Genomic DNA, 18,829 nt, shown 5'->3' with positions numbered 1-18,829 from the left:
AAACAGGGAGAGTGATCAGAGATAGCCGCCACATCCCCGGTGACCGTGGCCGAATCCGACCCCGGCTGGTCGCCGTCCCCTCAACGCGACCGCTCACGGACGATCACCGCCGGCCTGCTCGCGACCCCGGCGAACGCCCGCGGCCTCGCCGTCGAGACCGCCTGCCTCGCCACCCATCTGGCGTTGTACCCGGCGGGCGCGCTGCGCCGACTCACCCAGCGCGACGAGGGCTACTCCCTCGGCGGGCTGGCACCGCTCCAGCGCGGCCTGCTGGTGCGCTCCCCCGACACGGCCACCACTCCGGTGCTGCTCGTCCATGGCCTGGTCGACAACCGGTCGGTGTTCGCCCGGCTGCACCGCCATCTGCGCCGCCGTGGCTTTCGCCGGGTGGTACCGGTGCAGCTGCCGCTACTCACCACCAGCGTGCAGGACGGCGCGCGGGTGCTGGCCGAGGCGGTCACCCGGATCGCCGGGCCCGATGGCCAGGTCACGATCATCGCCCACTCGCTGGGTGGGCTGATCGCGCGGTACTACGTCCAGCGGATGGGCGGCGACCGGCAGGTCGGCACGCTGATCACACTCGCCAGTCCGCACGGCGGCACCCGGCTGGCCGAACTGGTACCGCGGGCGCTGCCGTACCCGCTGCTGCGTCAGCTACGGCCGGATTCGCCGCTGATCGCGGAACTCGGCGAACCGGCGCCGGACTGCCACACCCGGATCTTCGCCGTCGCCGCCGCGCTCGACACGGTGGTCCGTCCGGGCAGCGCCGTCGTCGATCATCCTGACCTGGACGCGGTCAACCTCGTCGTGCCCGGCCTCGGACACCACTCGCTGGCCTTCAGCGGCACCGTGGCCCACCAGGTCACGGCCTGGCTCACCGGGGCGCCACGCAGAACCCCACCGACACAGCCTGAGCCGGCCCACAGCCTGAGCCGGCCCACGGACCGAACCTGACCCCGGGGTCGTGGCCCGCACCCCGGGGTCATGCGCTGGGCCCCTGGGTCAGAGTTTCACGACGGGTGCGTAACGCAGCAGCAGTCTCTTCGTGCCGGCCTCGGCACCGAAGTCGATCGTGGCCTCGGTCGAGTCACCCATCCCCCGCATGGTGACCACGACGCCGAGCCCGAAGCTGTCGTGCGTCACCCGGTCGCCCTCGCGCAGTTCGACCATCGGCCGCACCGCCGGCTTGGCCCGCCCAGCGAACGGGGAGTTCGGCAGCGGACGGCGATTGGCCCCGGAGCCGCCACCGCTGCTGGCACCGACAGCCGATCCGCCGACGAAGCCACCACCGAAGGTGCCCGTGGTCGAACCCGTGCTCGAACCCCAGGTGCGGGCGGGGGGCGGCGGCGCAACCTCGGCCAGGCGACGCCAGTCGACGAGCGCCTCCGGCACCTCACCGAGGAAGCGGGACGGCGGGTTGTGGGCCGGCTGGCCCCAGGCGCTGCGCATCACCGAGCGGGTGAGGTAGAGCCGGGCCCGGGCCCGGGTGACCCCGACGTAGGCGAGGCGACGCTCCTCCTCCATCTGGGTCGGGTCACCCAGGGTGCGCTGATGCGGGAAGACCCCGTCCTCAAGTCCGGTGAGGAAGACGACGGGAAACTCGAGCCCCTTGGCGCTGTGCAGGGTCATCAGGGTGACGACCCCGTCGGAGCCGTCGTCGGTGGGAATCTGGTCGGCGTCGGCGACCAGCGAGACCTGCTCGAGGAAGGTGGCGAGAGAGCCCTCGGGGTTGCGCTCCACGAACTCCTGTACGACGCCGACGAACTCCTGGAGGTTCTCCACCCGTCCCTGCGACTCGACGGTGTCCTCGGCGAGCAGTTCCGCGAGGTAGCCGGTGCGTTCCAGCACCGCCTCGACCACCGCCACCGGCCCGTCCGCCTCAAGCGCCCGCAGGTCGGCGAGCAGGGCGGTGAACTCACGCACCGACTTCGTCGAGCGGGCCGCCATGCTCGGGATCTCGCCCACCCGTTCCAGGGCCGCCGCGAAACCGATCCGCTCCGCCTCGGCGAAGCCCGCGAGCGCCGTCTCGGCCCGGTCCCCGATGCCACGGCGTGGCACGTTCAGGATGCGCCGCAGGTTCACCGTGTCGGTCGGGTTCGCCAGCACCCGAAGGTAGGCGAGCAGATCCCGGACCTCGCGGCGCTCGTAGAAACGTACCCCGCCAACGACCCGGTAGGGCAGCCCGACCCGGACGAAGATCTCCTCGAACACCCGGCTCTGCGCGTTCGTCCGGTAGAAGACCGCCACATCCGCCGGCCGGGCGAGCCCGGCATCGGTAAGGCGGTCGACCTCCTCGGCGACAAAAGCCGCCTCGTCATGCTCGTTGTCGGCGACGAAACCGACAATCTTTTCGCCGTCGCCCGCATCGGACCACAGTCGCTTGTCCTTGCGCTGGTTGTTACGGGCGATCACCGCATTCGCCGCGGACAGAATGGTCTGGGTCGACCGGTAGTTCTGCTCCAGCAGGATCACCGCGGCTGCCGGGAAATCCTCCTCGAACTCCACGATGTTGCGGATGTTCGCGCCCCGGAACGCATAGATCGACTGGTCGGCGTCCCCGACCACGCACAGCTCGCCCGGCGGCACCGCACCGGAAGGCCAGGTGACCGTGTCGAGGGCGGACGACGTGCCGGCCGGGTCGTCGGCACCCGCGTCGGCCACCACGGCGCCGGTGTCAGCGGCGGCCGAGTCCGCGTCGTGGGCCGGCTGGCCGACGAGCTCGCGGATCAGCACGTACTGCGCGTGGTTGGTGTCCTGGTACTCGTCCACCAGGATGTGTCGGAAGCGGCGGCGATAGTGCTCGGCGACGTCGGGGAACGCCTGCAGCAGGTTCACCGTCATCATGATCAGGTCGTCGAAGTCGAGCGCGTTGGCCTGCACGAGACGCTGCTGATAGGCGGCATACACCTCGGCGACGGTGCGCTCGAGGTGACTCGAGGCCCGGTCGCGGGCCCGCTCCCAGTCGACCAGCTCGTTCTTCAGGTTGCTGATCTGCGCGGCGAGGCCCCGGGCGGGATGCCGCTTGGGGTCCAGGTCGAGATCCCGGGTGACGAGGGCGATCAGGCGCTGGGCGTCGGCGGCGTCGTAGATGGAGAACGACGAGGCGAACCCGAGCCGCTTCGCCTCCGAACGCAGGATGCGCACGCAGGCCGAGTGGAACGTGCTGACCCACATCGCCCGGGCCCGCGGGCCGACGAGCGCGCCGACCCGCTCGCGCATCTCGGCGGCGGCCTTGTTCGTGAAGGTGATCGCGAGGATCTCCCCCGGCCGCACATCGCGCGCCGCCAGCAGATAGGCGATGCGATGGGCGAGTACCCGCGTCTTGCCCGACCCCGCACCCGCGACCACCAGCAGCGGCGCGCCGATGTGCACCACCGCGGCACGCTGCTGGGGATTGAGCCCGTCGAGCAGGCCCTCCGCGTCGAGCCGGGGCGCGGCATCAGGACCGCCGAAACCGCCGGAACCGTCTCCTGCCACGGGGGCCAGGACGGCCGGACCGAACAAGTCGTAGGGCACGCCACCGACGGCGCCGGAGGACTCACCGAACAGTGCGCTCATACAACCTCGATCATACGTTCGACATCGAACCAGTCGGCGGGCGAACCGACCCCTGTGGCCACCCTATGGGCACCGCGATCCGGCCATACCCGGTGGGCTGGCCACACCCGTGGTCCTGACCGGATCGCTGGACACCGGATCGCTCGGCACGAGGTCGCCGGACACCAGGTCACCGGGCACCAGGTCACCCTCGACCGGGTCTGCCGAAGGCACCTGCGCCGACCCGGCCAGGGCCCGCACCCGGGCATCCACGGCCGGGTCGATGTTGCCACCGGACAGGACGGCCACCGTCGATCCCCGGGCCAGCCCGCCGTGGCGCAGCAGGGCCGCGAGCGGCGCCGCCCCCGCGGGCTCGACCACCAGGCCGGACCGGCGCAGCCACACCATCGCCGACCAGAAGGCCGCTTCGTCGACGGTGACCACGTCGTCCACCAGTGATCGGGCCAGCGCCAGGGTCAGGCGTCCCGGCTCGCGTACCGCCATGCCATCGGCGATCGTGCGCCGCCCCATGGCCGACGCCGGCGAACGCGGCAGGGTCGGTCGCCGGCAGGACCGTCCCAGCACCGGCACGTCCAGCACCGGCACGTCCACGGCTGGACCGTCCACCGTGGACGTGGGCTGGCGCAGGGCCGCGGCGAAGGCGGGCGACAGCACCGACTGGACGCCGATGACCCGCACCTCGGGCCGGCGCGCCCGCAGGGCCACCGCGATCCCGCTGAGGAGCCCGCCACCGCCCACCCCGACCACGACCGTGCGCAGGTCCGGCACCTGGTCGAGCAGTTCCAGACCGATCGTGCCCTGCCCGGCGATCACCGCGGGATCGTCGAAGGGATGCACCAGCAGCCGGCCGCCCGCGGCGGCGAACTCCGCGGCGGCGGCCAGGGCGGCCTCCACCCCACCGGGTACCTGTTCGACCCGGGCGCCGAGGCCTCTCGTCCGGGCGATCTTGACCGGGTTGGCACCGGCCGGCACGAAGATCGTCGCGGGGACACCGAAGGCCGCCGCCGCGTACGCCACGCCCTGGGCGTGGTTGCCGGCGCTGGCCGCGACGACCCCGCGAGCGCGCTCGTCCGGATCGGCGCACGCCACCCGGTGGTAGGCACCGCGCAGCTTGAACGAACCGGTGTGCTGCTCGTGCTCGCACTTGAGCCAGACCGGCATGCCGAGCCCGGCGTCCAGACCACCGGCACGCACCACCCGGGTCCGCCGCACGACGCCGCTCAGGACCCGCGCCGCGGACTCGATCGCGGGCAGGGACACCCCCGCGGGCAGATCACGCCGGGCGGACGCGGTGGACGTCGGGGTGGATGCCGGTTCGTCGTCGGTGGCGGGTGCGGTCATGGCGGCCTCTCCAATGGCGATGCGACCACCTCACCGTGGCCGCGGCAACAAAAAACCCCTCCGCCGCAACGACGGAAGGGCAGGGCGCGCGAGCCCGGGATGCGGGTGCGCGCCTACGTAATGGCCATCTGGTGCAGGGTCACACCTCAAGGGTGCCCGCCGGGGGCCGGGACGTCAAACGCGGCCCCGACCCCGGCGGACGGCCGACTCACTCCCACTCGATGGTCCCTGGCGGCTTCGACGTGATGTCGTAGACCACCCGGTTGACCTGGGGAACCTCGTTGACGATCCGGTTGGAGATCCGCTCGAGCAGGTTGTACGGCAACCGGGCCCAGTCTGCGGTCATGGCGTCCTCGCTGGTCACGGCGCGCAGGACGATCGGATGGCCGTAGGTGCGCTCGTCGCCCTGCACTCCGACGGAGCGCACATCGGCGAGCAGGACCGCGAAGACCTGCCAGATCTCCCGGTCGAGCCCGGCGCGGCGGATCTCGTCGCGGACCACCGCGTCGGCGGCGCGCACGACGTCGAGGCGCTCGGGGGTGACCTCGCCGATGATGCGCACGGCGAGCCCGGGCCCGGGGAACGGCTGACGCCAGACGATCTCCTCGGGCAGGCCGAGTTCCTCACCCAGGCGGCGCACCTCGTCCTTGAACAGCGAACGCAGCGGCTCGATCAGGCCGAACTGCAGATCGTCCGGCAGGCCGCCGACGTTGTGATGGGACTTGATCTTGGCCGCGGTGGCGGAACCGGACTCGATCACGTCGGGGTACAGCGTGCCCTGCACCAGATGGTCGATCGTCGCGCCCTCGGCCTCGGCGCGGGCCTCGAGTTCGCGGGCCGCCTCCTCGAAGACCCGGATGAACTCCCGCCCGATGATCTTCCGCTTCTGCTCGGGTTCGCTGACCCCGGCGAGCGCGCCGGCGAACCGGTCGGCCGCCTTCACGTGGACGAGTTCGACACCGGTGGAGGCGACGAACTCCCGCTCGACCTGCTCGGCCTCGCCCTCACGCAACAGACCGTGGTCGACGAACACACAGGTCAGCGCGTCGCCGACCGCCCGGTGGACGAGGGCCGCGGCCACCGCCGAGTCGACACCGCCGGAGAGCCCGCAGATCAGCCGGCCGCTGCCCACCTGCGCGCGCACCGCGGCGACCGCCTCGTCGACGATGTTGACCATCGTCCAGGTCGGTCGGCACCCGGCGCCGGCCAGCAGGAAGTGCCGCAGCACGTCCAGGCCACGCTCGCTGTGCAGCACCTCCGGGTGGAACTGCACCCCGTACAGCCGCCGCTGACGGTCCTCGAACGCGGCCACCGGCGTCGACGGGGTGGACGCGGTCACCAGGAAGCCCGGCGGGGCCTGGGAGACCGAGTCACCGTGGGACATCCACACCTGCTGGTCGGTCGGCAGCCCGTCGAACAGGACGCCGGGCTCGGACACCCGCAGCCGGGTCGCTCCGTACTCGGCCGTTCCGGTCCGGTCCACCACCCCGTCCAGCGCCTGGGCCATCACCTGGTGGCCGTAACAGATACCGAGGATCGGCAGACCGGTCTCGAACAACGCGGGATCAACCCGGGGTGCGCCGGGTGAGTACACCGAGCGCGGCCCACCAGAAAGGATGAGTGCGGACGGTCTGCGCGCAAGAAGATCCTCGACCGGCAGATCCCAGGGCACGATCTCGGAGTACACGTGGCACTCCCGCACCCGTCGGGCGATCAGCTGCGCGTACTGCGCGCCGAAGTCAAGAACCAGGACGGTGTCGTTGCCCGTGTGCCCGGCGCCGGCCCGCACAGGTGCCGCCCCGGGGCTGGCCGACCGGCTCGCCACCGCGTGGTCATCCTGCGATCTCACACCGTGGCCGGGGTCGCCGGGTCGTATCTCGCTCACCGCGCCAGCCTACGGATCCGCGCCCACCTTCGGGTGGGGCGAGGGCGCGTGCACCGGTGGACGGACCTCCCGCGGCCGGCCCGGGACCGCTGGGGCCCCGTCGGCGGAGCCCCGAGGCGCACCCCGTCGGCGCACCAACCCGCCCGGGGGTGCAATACCCCAAAGGTGCAATCCTGGGCGGGCAAGCCCGAACATCGGAAGAGTCAGTGTCGTAGATGCCTGAGATGCCGGATTTCGCGCGTACCCCCGCTCTGTCCCGTACAAGCCACGCCGCCCGATGGCGTACGTTGTTGCGTCGCGTGCCGGGTTACCCGGACGGTCACGGCGCGCACTCCGGTTACAACGGACACCTGGCCACGAACGGGCTTACGGTAGGCACCTTTCGGATGCCGACTTCGTACCGCTATGGTGCTTGACAAGGGACATCCGGGCCCGATACCGAGCCCTCCGGCACGATGTGTTCCGGGGGCCGGCGGAGAGGTTGCGAAGGTACGTGCGCAGACAACCGATGGCCAGTAGCACGGGCATCGCCGCAGACTCGGAGCCGACCTCGGCCCAGGGTTTGCCCGTGGACAACGAGGACGGCGCTGCTACGCAGCGTGACGATCATCCGTCGGCGCCCAGAGGACCGGGGGGGTCGGGCCTGAGCCGGCTTCGCCATGCGGTCGCCACCCCCACCAACTGGCGAGTCCGCACCAAACTGATCGCGATCCTGATCGTTCCGGTCGTCGCGATTCTGGCCTACTCCTCGATCGCGGCCGGCTCCGTGCTGACCAACACCCGCGACGTCAACCGGGTCTCCGACCTCACCCGGATCAGCAAGTCCGCGGTCACCCTCGTCCAGACGTTGCAGCTGGAGCGGACGTACAGCACCGGCTTCGTCGCCAGCGGCCCGATCGGATCCCGCAACGCGGACCCCATCCCGGCTCGCCAGTCAGCGGTCAACGATGCCTATCGGGCATACACCGCGGTGGCGGACAAGCGGCACGACTCGTTCGGTTCCTCAGTCCGTTCCGCACTCGACGACGTGCGTGACCGGATGAGCACGCTGCCCGCCAAACGGCAGGCCATCCAGCGGCTCGTCGACGCCCGCGCGGTCAGCACGGCGTTCGCTCCCATCATCGACTCGCTGCTCGAGCTGGTTCGACTCATCCCGCAGGGAAATGACGACCAGCAGCTGGACGACGCCGTCAGCGCGGCGTTCTACCAGCTCTCGGCGACCGAACTCCTCGCCGAACAACAGGCGCTCATCCTGCGTCTGATCGAGGGCCGGGGCACACCCTTCCTCGAGTCCGACTTCCGCGAGTTCCTGTCCGCCGAGACCCAGCGCGGTCGTGACCAGTCCGTGATCGAGGACCTGCAGAACCCCGCGCTGCTCGCTCTCTACCGGCCGACGGTCGACGCGGACTTCAGCGGCGACATCAAGAACACCGACAACATCATCGAGAAGATCCTCAACGCCTCGATCGGCCAGCGGCTCGACATCTCCACGGAAATCTGGAACCGCTCCACGAAAGAGACCATCGACATCGGGATCGATGCGACCGGCAAGATGCTCGACGTCGCCGACGAGCGGGTCGACGCGCTGCGCAGCGACATCCAGCGCCGGGCCCTGCTGTCCGGCCTGCTGGTCGTGCTCATCCTGGCCAGCGCCCTGCTGGCCGCGCTGGTCGTGGCCCGTTCGCTGGTGCGCCCGCTGCTGGCACTGCGCACCGCGGCGCTGGACGTCGCCGACCGCCGACTGCCCGAGGCCGTCCGCCGACTGCGGGACTCCACCGACCAGCACTTCGACGACGCGATCGAACCCGTCGGTATCACCACCGACGAGGAGGTCGGTGACGTCGCCCGGGCCTTCGACGAGGTCCACCGCGAGGCGGTCCGGCTGGCCTCCGAACAGGCGTCGCTGCGAAACAACGTGAACGCCATGTTCGTGAACCTGTCCCGGCGAAGCCAGGGTCTGGTGGAACGCCAGCTTCGCCTGATCGACGATCTGGAAAACCGCGAACAGGACCCCGACCAGCTGTCGAACCTGTTCAAACTCGACCACCTCGCCACCCGAATGCGGCGGAACAACGAGAGCCTGTTGGTTCTCGCCGGAACCGACACCGCACGACGCTGGACCCATCCCGTCCCACTCAACGAGGTGGTCCTGGCGGCCATTTCCGAGGTGGAGCAGTACACCCGGGTCAAGCAGACCACCGCCGCCCCGGTGTCCATCGCCGGAAACGGTGTCAGCGACGTCGTCCACCTGGTCGCGGAGCTGCTGGAGAACGCCACGTCCTATTCGCCCCCGGTGACCGACGTGCGGGTGACGAGTCATTCACTCGGCCCCGGCGCCGGCGCGATGATCGAGATCGAGGACCAGGGCATCGGCATGCCCGCCAAGGAGCTCGAGCGGGTCAACGAGCGGCTGGCGAACCCGCCGGTCGTGGACGTGTCCGTCTCCCGCACCATGGGTCTGTTCGCCGTCGGACGGCTGGCCAGCCGGCACGGCATCCGCGTGCAGCTGCGTGAGTCCTCCTCCGGCGGGATCACCGCGGTCGTGCGACTGCCCGCCCGCCTGGTCACCGGCGACAGCGCCGGCGGCGCCGGCCGCGTGCCGGCCATCAACCGGCCAACCGCCACCGCGTCCCCCGCCCTGCCCGCCGCCGACAGCGCCGCGCGCCCGGCCATCGGTGCCGAGCCGGCCGGGCGCGCCGGACCCACTCCCGCGCTGCCGGCCGCGGCCGGCGGTTCCGCCAACGGCTCCAGCAACGGGCACCACACCCCGGTCGGCAGCACCCCCGCCGCGCCGGGAAGCCTGTTCGAGGACTCCAGCAGCACGCAGCGGCTCCCCAGCACCGGACCCTTCCCGCTCACCGGGCCGATGGCGACACCGCTGGGCACCGACCGCACCGGCCCGGTCCCCCTGCCCACCCGGCCGGGCCTTGGGCTCGACAAGTTCGGCCCCGACGGGGAGAACCTGCCGGTCCGCGGGCGGTCCACGGACGACCCCCGCAACCGCGCCACCGGCCCGAGCCGTCCCACCGGACCCACCGGACCCACACCGGGCGGTGGCGGTCCGACCGGACCACAGGCCACCCCGCCAGGCGACGACCGCGGGCCCAGCGACCGCGGTGAACCGAGCGGTCGCGGTGAACCGAGCGGTCGGCGCGCACCGGACGGCCTCAACCCCGACACCGAGTCGATCGGACGCCGTGGGCTCCCCCGCCGGGAGCCGGCCACGGGTGAGCCGACCAGCCAGATCTCCTTCCCGGACAGCCGCTGGTCGACCCAGCCCAGGCCGGAGAAGCCGCAGGTCGCACCAAGCGAGCCGGCGCCCCTGCCGGTGCGGGAGCGCCCGGGGGGGATCTCGGTGACGCCGGGGCCCACCGGCCCACGCTCCGCCAAGGGCCCGGCAGCGCCCGGTGGCGAGGCACCCACCGGCCCGCGCGGCCGCGACCGGATCGAGCCGCCCTCCGAATCCCGGACCGGACCCCAGACGGGACTGCAGATCGGACCCCGGTCCGAACCACGGTCCGAACCACCGACCGGTCCGCAGACCGGCCCACGGACCGGCCCGCAGCGCGTCGTCCCCGCGGACGAGCAGCCGGCAGCGCCGGCCACCCCGACCGGACCCACGACCGGCCCGACGAGGCCGGCCACCCCGACACAGCTGGCCTCGTCGGCTCAGGCCGCTCAGGCAGGGCGGCAGGCCGCTCGGTCAGCGCCGGAGCCGGACACCGCGCAAGCGGAGGCGGACGCGGCCGAGACCGATGACGCCGAGACGTCGCCGATCTTCGATTCGGTGTCGGCCTGGTTCCAGCGCCGTACCCCGACGTCGGCCGGGGCGCAGGGCGCCAACGGACGCGGCGCTCCCGCGTCGGCACAGGCCGCCGCAGCGGCGGCACCGGCACCGCCGCTGCGTCCTCGGCTCGAGGCCCAGGAGTCCGGCGCACCGGGTGCTCCTGGGGTGCGGCCAGCCGGACGTCCGGGCATCGGCGGCGCCTTCGGGCACCGCGTGCCGCTGCGTCCGGGCCACGACCCGCTGTCCGGGTCCCGGCCGACACCGGCCGGTGATCCCGTGGTGGAGTCGGCCCCGCCCGTGCCCGCCCGGGCCGCCCAGACCTCTCCGCAGCCCGCGGCGGCCTCGGCGGCCTACCAGGCAGGTGGGCCACCGTCAGGTCCCCAGCCGTTGGGAGCCCAGCCGACGCAGCCAGCAGGCCGGGAGGGCTGGAGCTCTCCCGGCGACGCCGGTTGGCAGGCAGCCGAGGCGTCCCGCCGACCGGTCTCCGGTGGCCTGACGAGCTCGGGCCTACCGGTGCGAGTCCCCATGACCCATCTCGTGCCCGGCAGCGCCGAACCCGCGCCAAGCCGGCGTCCCGCCGAGACCGCGTCCCGGTCCCCCGAAGCTGTCGGTGGCCGGTTGGCCAGCTTCTACCAGGGCGTACGGCAAGGACGTGATGTCGGAGTCGACACCACGAGCAATCCCCGTCGTGACGCGCAGGAGGAACGGTGACACCCGTGAGTTCTGATGCCCAGAACCTCAACTGGCTGATCAACAACTTTGTCGACCGTGTACCCGGGGTTGCCCACACCGTGGTGGTGTCCGCGGACGGCCTGCTGTTGGCCGTCTCGGACGGTTTCCCCCGGGACCGGGCCGACCAGCTCGCCGCGGTCGCCTCGGGACTGGTCAGTCTCACCCAGGGCGCCGCCCGGGTCTTCGAGGCCGGGGCGGTGACGCAGACGGTCGTGGAGATGGAACACGGGTTCCTGTTCATCATGGCGATCAGCGATGGCGCGAGCATGGCGGTGCTCGCCGCGCCGTCCTGCGACATCGGCCTCGTCGGCTACGAGATGGCCCTGCTGGTCAGCCGGGCCCGGGATGTCCTGACCCCGGCTCTGCGCGCCGAGCTACAGGGAACGCTTCCGCGGTGAACGAACGGTCTCACGGGGAGTCAGGGTGAGTATCGATCCCGACAATGCGCCCGGTCCGGTGGTCCGGCCCTATGCGATGACCGGTGGGCGCACACGGTCGCGCTACGAACTCGCCATCGAGGCGCTGGTCATCACGACCCCGCAGGGCGAGGAACGGATCGTCGGCCTCAACCTCGAGCAACAGTCCATCGCCGCCATGTGCCGGCAGGTGCGATCGATCGCGGAGATCGCCGCCGGCCTCCGAGTCCCGCTCGGGGTCGCCCGGGTGCTGGTCGGCGACATGGCGGACGAACGCATCGTCCGCGTCTACCAGCAGCCTGACCGCGACGAGGCACCGGATCTCGCGCTGCTCGAAAGGGTTCTCAGTGGCCTTCGAAAGCTCTGACAACAGGAGGGTGAACTCCTCCGTCGCCACGACCTCGGTGAAGATCGTGGTCGCGGGCGGCTTCGGCGCCGGGAAGACCACGTTCGTGGGCTCGGTGTCGGAGATTGTTCCGCTGCGCACCGAGGCCGTGATGACCGAGGCCGGTGCGCACGTCGACGACCTGACCCACCTGTCGGACAAGACCACGACCACGGTCGCGATGGACTTCGGCCGTGTCTCCCTCGACGAGGACCTGATCCTCTACCTGTTCGGGACGCCCGGGCAGTACCGCTTCTGGTTCATGTGGGACGACATCGTGCGCGGCGCGATCGGCGCGATCGTGCTCGCCGACACCCGCCGACTGGCCGACTGCTTCGCCGCCGTCGACTACTTCGAGCAGCGCCAGCTGCCGTTCGTCATCGGCGTCAACTGCTTCGACGGCATTCTGCGGCACTCCATCGAGGACGTCCGCGAGGCGTTGCAGATCAACCCGAACGTTCCGATCATCACCTGCGATGCCCGCAACCGGGACTCGACCAAGAGCGCGCTGATCGCGGTGGTGGAACACACGATGTCCAGGGCCGCCGCCCGGGCCTGACGGGGGCCACCCGGCCGGGGAGCCGAAGCTCGCCCCGGCCGGGTCCCCGGCGGGCCCGGCCGGACTTCACACCGGTGTCGCGGGCCGGGTCCGATCAGGCGGTGCCGGACGGTAGCTGGCGCAGCTGGCCGTCGGTGGGGATGCGGCTGTTGCCGCTGTTGTTCACGATCTGCAGTTTCAGGTCGTTGTCGGCCTGTGCCCACTGGCCACCGACGGCGGCGACCTGCGCGACGTTCTTGGGCACGTTCGGCTGGGACCCGAAGGCCACCGGACCGACGATCGTCTGGGCGTCCACCTCACGGATCGCCGCGACGATGGCCTCCCGCTCCAGCGACTCGGCGCCGCCCAGTGCCTTGACCGCCACCTCGAACAGCGCGTTGACGAAGCCGAGCACCGGCGTCCAGACCCGGCCCGTGCTGCCGATGAAGTCGGTCGCCAGATCCTTGGCGGCCCGGTTGTCCAGTGAGCTGCGGTAGGGATGGGACGGCGACCAGCCGATCTCGGTGGTGAGCCCGTCGCCGTTGGACCCGAAGGTCCGCACGTCCTCCTGGAAGTCGAGGGCCTTCGAGAAGGTCATCGCCTTGGGGGTGAAGGTACCGTTGCGGATCGTGCGCTGGAAGGCGTCGAAGTCCGCGGTCGGCATGACACCGACGACCGCCTCGACTCCCGCGGAGTCGAACGCCGACGCGTACGCCCCGAAGTCCGTCGTTCCGGTGTCGAAGCCCTCCCGGGGCGAGGTCACCCGAAAGCCGAAGTTCTGGACCGACGGAATGCCGAAGTCCTGGTTGGCGAAGGCACCACCGTCATCGTCGGCGGTGTAGACCAGGCCCACCTTGGTGATTCCCAGCTGCCGCCACATCGCCACATAGGCGGAGACGATGTCCTCCAGGCCGGTGTAAAAGTGGTACGTCCAGTGGAAGGGCATGTCGACATTGCCGCCACGGCCGTTCCACCATGACTGCCACGGCGCGACGCTGGAGATGCACGGCACCTGGTTGATCTCGCACTGGTCGGCGACCGGAATGGCCGTGTCGGAGGTGCCGCCGGCCAGAACCAGATCCACGTGGTCCTTGTAGATCAGGTCGGCGGTGGCGATACCCGCCCGGTGCCGGTCCGACTGGGAGTCACGGACGAGGATCTCCACCGGGTAGGTGCGGCCGCCCACCTTGATGCCGTCGGCGAGCAGCCTGCGCATCCGTGTGACGATGAAGGAGTCGACAGCGCTGTAGGCGTCCAGGGTGCCGGTGCGGGGCAGCACGTAGCCGATGCGCACCTTGCGGGCCGCGCTGGCGCTCGACGATGACCCGCCGCAGGCCGCCAGCAGCCCCGCAGCCGGCGCGGCGACGGCCGCGGTCCCGGCCCAGCGCAGCAGCCGGCGTCGGTCGAGGGACGGGGCGTCGGGCACCCGCGGCGGCCCGGCGGGCATCCCGCCGACCGCGTCCGTCCGCGTCCGCGCGGCCGAGCCGCAATCGCCATTCGTGCCACCGTCTGAGCTGAGCATGGACCGATCCTGCCCCACCCCGGTTTAAACCCGACAACCGGGTCCGGTGCCACTGCGACCGACCTGATCCCCCTAATCGGATGTAAGCGACATACCGCCGGGACTGCCTACCGTCAGCAGGGGATCGAATGTGCTCAGTTCACGCCGCAGAATCGGTGCGGCGCCGAACCGCTCGCCTTGAGATCCAGGGTGCCCTGCGCCTTCCCGCGGATTCCGCCGCCGGGCTTGGCGATGTGGGTGGCGGTCAGATCCTTGAGCGGCCCGCTGGTGAACCTGACATCGCCGATCACGTTGGCGCCGTCGTTGCCCGACACCGCCGTAATCGTGTACTGGCCGGCCTGCCCGGCCCACTGGTAGCCACCGGCCGTCCGTTCGACGACGAGCGTCCCGACCACCTCGCTGGACAGCTTCAGCTCAGGAGCCATCGCCGTCACCAGCCGGCACTGCCACGCCCCGTCAATCATCGCCTTGCCGACCAGCGCGTCGGGATTGGTGGGGATGACCGGGGCGGTACTGCTGTCCGCGGTCGCGGTCGGCGTCGCGCCGTTCTGGTCGCCGCGCAGCACGACATAGCCGCCGACGGCGAGCAGCGAGACGACCAGGGCGACGGCCAACGGTCCGATCCAGCCCTGGCGCAGCCAGGCCAGCCGGTCCTGGGGCGCCAGGTCGTCGTCGAGGTCGTCCGCGGCGGCTCGCACCTGATCGGCCGGTTCGAGCAGCGTGGACGAGGTGGCGTCCCGACCGGCCCGCCGCCTGGGTCCGGTGTGCGCACCGGTGGTGTCGCCGGCCGCCCGAGCGGCGCGATGCCCGCCGGTGCCGGTCAGCGCCCGGCCCGGCCCGCTGGCCCGCCGCCTGCGTTCGCCGGTGTCGGCCCGACCACGTCCACCGGTCCGCTCGGACGCCCCCGTCCGGTCCTCCGGTCGCTCTCCGGCCGGCCCACCACCGGAGGCGACCGGCTGCAGGCTGTTCGTGTCCGTGATCGGGTTCGGGGTGCGGCGGCGATCCGCCGGAACGCTGCGTCCGCTGGGTTTGCGCACCGACCTGGACGGCTGCCAGCCGCTGTCGTCCTCGCCGGGGGCCTCCCCCGCACCTGGCCGGCTCCGCCCGCCGCCACCCGCGCGGCGGGGGACGAGCGAGGTCATCTCGGCCGGCGTCTCGGGTCGACGGCCGGGTCGGGACGGGACTGGTGTGGCACCGGGACGTCCGGAACGTCCCGGGTCGGGCATCGCCGCGGGCCGAGCAGGGCTGCTGACCGGCGCGGACCGTCTCGCGACCGGGGCCGACCCGGTGGCGACCGGCGCCGCCGGCGGGGCGGGCGCGCCCGGTGCCGAGCCACCGGGCCGGTAGAGCGGCCGGACCGACGTCATCGTCTCCTCGACCCGCCGCGGCGACGAGCCACCACGCTCCGGTGACACCCGCGCGCCACCAGCGTCGGCTCCACCCCTGCCCGACATCCGCCAGCCCGAGCCGGCAGCGGCAGCCGGGCTTCCCTGACCGCCGGGACTGCCCTGCCCGCCGGGACTGCCCTGCCCGCCGGGACCTGCCTGACCGCCAGCAAGGACGTGCCCACCCGGACTCACCTGGCCACCCGGACTCACCTGGCCGCCGGGGCTCAGGGCGGAGGCACCTGGGCCGAGCGTGCTTCCCCCGGGCCGTGCGGGCAGCCCGGGTAGCGGCCCGGACAGCGGATCCATCCGGTCCGAGGCAGGCGCGGGCGCGCCGGACGGCGGCAGCGGACGCACGAAGCTGCCCGTGTCGGCGAGCGGATTACGCCAGCCGGAGTCATCGGGACCAGGCTGACGGGCCCGGCCGCGCGGCGCCATCGAGGGCTCTCCAGGTGCGGCCGGTGCGCCAAGCCCCAGGGGATCGGCGGCGCGCCAGGCCCCGGCGCCGCTCCCGCGGGACACCTCGGGTGCCGAGTACTCGGGTGCCGAGTAGCTGTCCGGACCGAAGCCTCGGGGCGGTGTGGACGGATAGGCCGGCGGCGGCTCGTCCAGCGCACCGCCTGCTGCCCGGGCCGCGGCATCGCCGTTGGGAAGCGGGCGCAGCCGCGGGGCGCTGTGGCCGTTCCACGGATCGGCGCGGCGCCGGATGGCCGCGCCCTCGCGACCGCCACTCGGGTGCGGTGCCTGCTGGGACGCCCCCGACGCACCCGCGCGCGCCGAGGCGGGCGCCTGCACGGGTGCCGCCGTGGCCACCGGCGGGGAGGCGGAAACCTGCCGGGACGCCGGGAGCTGTCCGCCGGGTCCGCCGCGGCCGGTCGCCGGCACCGGACGGGCCGAGATCGGGAAACCGCCGGTGAACGGGTCGGAGTACGCGGAATCGGAACCGGACCTCGCGACCGGCGGCGGTGGCGCGGGCAACGAGTACCGCGGCCGTTGCCCCGGGTCCGCCTCGACCGCACGGGCCGTGGCCGGACCCGACGTGTCGTCCAACCGGGTGCTCTCCGCACGGATGCTCTCCGGGCGGATGCTCTCCGGGCGGATGCTCTCCGGGCGGTGGTCGAAGCCGTTCTCCCCGTGGCCGCTCGGCGCACCCACCCGGGTGGCGGGGTCTGGCCCGGTCGGCGAGACGGACGGCAGATAGGACACCGCCGGGACGGACCTGGGTGGGTCAGCGGTGGGCGGTGCGACCGAGATTCCCGACGCGGAGGCGGCGGTCGCCCCGTCCCAGGTGCTGGTGACATCGAACGGGTCCGCGTGCCGACGCGCCCCGCCCGACACCGTCCCCGGGGGAACCGGGCCAGCGGAAACCGGGCCAGCGGAAACCGGGCCAGCGGAGACGGCGCCGGCGGACCTCGGACCGGCGGCGGGCTCGACGGGAGGCGTCGGGGGCGAGGGCCACAGCGCCGGCTCCCAGTGGGACGCCGCGGGCGCCGGTTCGGGCTCGCCGACCCTCTCGACCGCGAAGAAGTCGTCGCCACGACGGACCGGGGCGGGCCGGTTGAGGTCGGCGTCAGACGTCGTCACCGGACGATCACCCGCCACGCCGCGCCGGGCGATCCGGCGGCCCTGAGGCCGCGGTCACGCGCGAAAGCCGCGGTGCGCTGTGAGACGGTGCGATACATGATCATCGGGCGGCATCTCCTGCCCCCCAGGTCAGCAAGAAGATCGAAAAAAGCGTGCCGGTGCCTCGTCAGGAACCGGTTGGTGCGGCAAAAAATTGTGCCAACGATGTTGTCGAACGATTTTACACGGGAGTCTGTCATCGCTTGTCTCGGCAGGCGGCATAGATCTCCCGCACGATCCGCTGCGACGACTCGGACTGCACGCTCGCGCTGAATCGCCGGTACTCCTCCTGGGTGTACGTGGCCTCCAGCTTGTCCAGCGTGCAGGTGCAGTAGCTCTCGTTTCCGTTGCTGACGTCCAGGCAGGATCCGAGGTAGGCGTTTCGAACGTCCTTGTCGTACTGGGCGTGCCCGGAGGTCGTGGCGCCCGCGGTCTGCCCGGTGCCCGAGTCGCCGCCACCCAGCGCAAGGTAACCGACGAGGGTGAGACCCAGGCAGACCAGCGCCACGGTGGCGACGATCAGCACGATGGGTCGCTGACGGGCCTGCCGCGTCAACGCGGACAGTCGGCCCCCGATCCCCGCATCCGGGCCGACGGCCCCGGGGCGCGCCGGCGGGGTTCCCCCGGGCACCCGCCCGTCCGCGCGCCCCCGCGACGGCGCCCAGCCGGATCGTCCCTCCTCCTCGTCGCGGCCAGGCGGGAGGTGCGAGTCGTCGTCGAGGTCGTCGTCCCAGTGCGCGACGCCCGCGGCCCGCAGCGGTGTCGCGCCGGTGTGCGTGGCGGCGCCACCGACACGACGGATCTCACCGGTCTGCTCGCTGTCGGCGTTCCAGGGACTGGCCGGCCGGTTACCGGCCCGTCCCACCGGACCGGTCGACCCGATGTCGCCCAGCGGCCCACCGGCCACCCCCAGCCCACCGGTCGAGCCCAGCCCACCGGTCGAGCCCAGCCCACCGGTCGTCCCTGGAGCGCCTGCCACACCCGGAGTGCCCGTCGCGCCCAGACCACCGACCGCACCGGGACCCGCTGACGCCCCCGGCCCACCGGCCGCATCCGTACCCCGGCCCGAGCCCGCTGGCCCACCAGAGGCACCCAGCCCGCCCGGCGCACCCGGCCCGGCGGGCATTCCCAGCCCACCGGTCGTGGCCAGGCCGCCGGCGGCCGCGAGCCCGCCCGGTGCCATCGGCCCGGCGGTCCGGGGCTGCTCGCCCATCCGGGTCTGGTCACCGGGCCGGGGCTGGCCGCCGGTCTGCGGCTGCTCCGTCGTGAGGGCGTGTTCGCCGGTCAGGGACCAACGGCCGAACTGGGTCGCGCTGCCGTAGGCCGGCAGCGCGCCCGTGGCGGTTGCCTCGACCGGGCCCGAACCGGACGCACCGGCACGGGAGGTACCCGTGCCGGAGACCGCCCCCGGGGCGCCGGCTGACCCACCCACGGTCGGAGCGCCGGAGTGGGCCGACGGCGCCGAGGGCGCGCTCGTGCCCGACCAGGACGGCGCCGCGGCGGGGCCGACTGGTGGTGCGGTGGATACCGACTGCCAGGTCTGGGCGGCCTCGTCCCAGACGTAGGCGCCGTCGTCACTGACCCAGCGGCCATGCTCGTCGAGGCGCATCGGTCGTCCTTCGTGCCGGAGACGGACGACCCCAGGGTGCCATGCCCG

11 protein-coding genes are annotated in these 18,829 nt (G+C 72.4%); 5 read left to right on the top strand and 6 right to left on the bottom strand.

Going from position 1 to position 18,829, the window contains the following annotated elements:
• Positions 1 to 39: 39 nt before the first annotated feature.
• A complete protein-coding gene (locus MXD59_RS03760) occupies positions 40 to 954 on the top strand; it encodes an esterase/lipase family protein (protein ID WP_248823421.1) in 915 nt (304 codons plus the stop codon).
• A gap of 48 nt (positions 955 to 1,002) precedes the next feature.
• Here MXD59_RS03760 and pcrA read toward each other — a convergent pair whose 3' ends face one another.
• The 3 genes from pcrA to guaA form a co-directional block, all read right to left on the bottom strand.
• Positions 1,003 to 3,558: a DNA helicase PcrA gene (pcrA, locus tag MXD59_RS03755; RefSeq protein WP_248823420.1), complete on the bottom strand. Its 2,556-nt coding sequence runs from the start codon at positions 3,556 to 3,558 to the stop codon at positions 1,003 to 1,005.
• A 63-nt stretch (positions 3,559 to 3,621) separates the two neighbouring features.
• Positions 3,622 to 4,899 carry a threonine ammonia-lyase gene (locus MXD59_RS03750; protein WP_248823419.1) on the bottom strand — a complete coding sequence of 426 codons (1,278 nt, stop codon included), beginning with the start codon at positions 4,897 to 4,899 and terminating at the stop codon, positions 3,622 to 3,624.
• A 208-nt stretch (positions 4,900 to 5,107) separates the two neighbouring features.
• Positions 5,108 to 6,724, bottom strand: a complete 1,617-nt coding sequence (gene guaA, locus MXD59_RS03745) for a glutamine-hydrolyzing GMP synthase (protein ID WP_372511897.1) — start codon at positions 6,722 to 6,724, stop codon at positions 5,108 to 5,110.
• Positions 6,725 to 7,352: 628 nt separating this feature from the next.
• Between guaA and MXD59_RS03740 the strand changes: the two genes are divergently transcribed.
• The 4 genes from MXD59_RS03740 to MXD59_RS03725 are packed head-to-tail and all read left to right on the top strand — an operon-like array spanning position 7,353 to position 12,663.
• Complete coding sequence (locus tag MXD59_RS03740; RefSeq protein WP_308301636.1) at positions 7,353 to 11,282, top strand: sensor histidine kinase; 3,930 nt, start codon at positions 7,353 to 7,355, stop codon at positions 11,280 to 11,282.
• Positions 11,279 to 11,701: a roadblock/LC7 domain-containing protein gene (locus tag MXD59_RS03735; RefSeq protein ID WP_163547517.1), complete on the top strand. Its 423-nt coding sequence runs from the start codon at positions 11,279 to 11,281 to the stop codon at positions 11,699 to 11,701. The genes MXD59_RS03740 and MXD59_RS03735 overlap by 4 nt, the downstream gene beginning before the upstream one ends.
• Before the next feature lie 25 nt (positions 11,702 to 11,726).
• Positions 11,727 to 12,086, top strand: coding sequence for a DUF742 domain-containing protein (locus tag MXD59_RS03730; RefSeq protein WP_163547518.1), 360 nt, complete (start codon positions 11,727 to 11,729; stop codon positions 12,084 to 12,086).
• Complete coding sequence (locus MXD59_RS03725; RefSeq protein ID WP_163547519.1) at positions 12,067 to 12,663, top strand: GTP-binding protein; 597 nt, start codon at positions 12,067 to 12,069, stop codon at positions 12,661 to 12,663. Before MXD59_RS03730 ends, MXD59_RS03725 begins: the two co-directional genes overlap by 20 nt.
• Before the next feature lie 94 nt (positions 12,664 to 12,757).
• Here MXD59_RS03725 and MXD59_RS03720 read toward each other — a convergent pair whose 3' ends face one another.
• From MXD59_RS03720 to MXD59_RS03710, 3 genes are all read right to left on the bottom strand, one after another.
• Positions 12,758 to 14,164, bottom strand: coding sequence for an ABC transporter substrate-binding protein (locus tag MXD59_RS03720; RefSeq protein WP_248823417.1), 1,407 nt, complete (start codon positions 14,162 to 14,164; stop codon positions 12,758 to 12,760).
• Positions 14,165 to 14,298: 134 nt separating this feature from the next.
• Complete coding sequence (locus tag MXD59_RS03715; protein WP_248823416.1) at positions 14,299 to 17,133, bottom strand: hypothetical protein; 2,835 nt, start codon at positions 17,131 to 17,133, stop codon at positions 14,299 to 14,301.
• Between the two features lie 235 nt (positions 17,134 to 17,368).
• The gene (locus MXD59_RS03710; RefSeq protein WP_248823415.1) at positions 17,369 to 18,781 is read right to left on the bottom strand and encodes a hypothetical protein; all 1,413 of its coding nucleotides are present in this window, start codon (positions 18,779 to 18,781) and stop codon (positions 17,369 to 17,371) included.
• Positions 18,782 to 18,829: the final 48 nt, after the last annotated feature.

Source organism: Frankia umida, assembly GCF_023242945.1.
GTDB classification, from domain to species: domain Bacteria; phylum Actinomycetota; class Actinomycetes; order Frankiales; family Frankiaceae; genus Frankia; species Frankia umida.
The sequence above is the reverse complement of the archived record's forward strand: the minus strand, read 5'-3'. Positions and strand labels throughout refer to the sequence as shown.

Coding starts and splice junctions, on each gene's coding strand:
- pcrA (WP_248823420.1), bottom strand. CDS start 3,558: ATGAGCGCACTGTTCGGTGAGTCCTCCGGCGCCGTCGGTGGCGTGCCC.
- MXD59_RS03750 (WP_248823419.1), bottom strand. CDS start 4,899: ATGACCGCACCCGCCACCGACGACGAACCGGCATCCACCCCGACGTCC.
- MXD59_RS03720 (WP_248823417.1), bottom strand. CDS start 14,164: ATGCTCAGCTCAGACGGTGGCACGAATGGCGATTGCGGCTCGGCCGCG.
- MXD59_RS03710 (WP_248823415.1), bottom strand. CDS start 18,781: ATGCGCCTCGACGAGCATGGCCGCTGGGTCAGTGACGACGGCGCCTAC.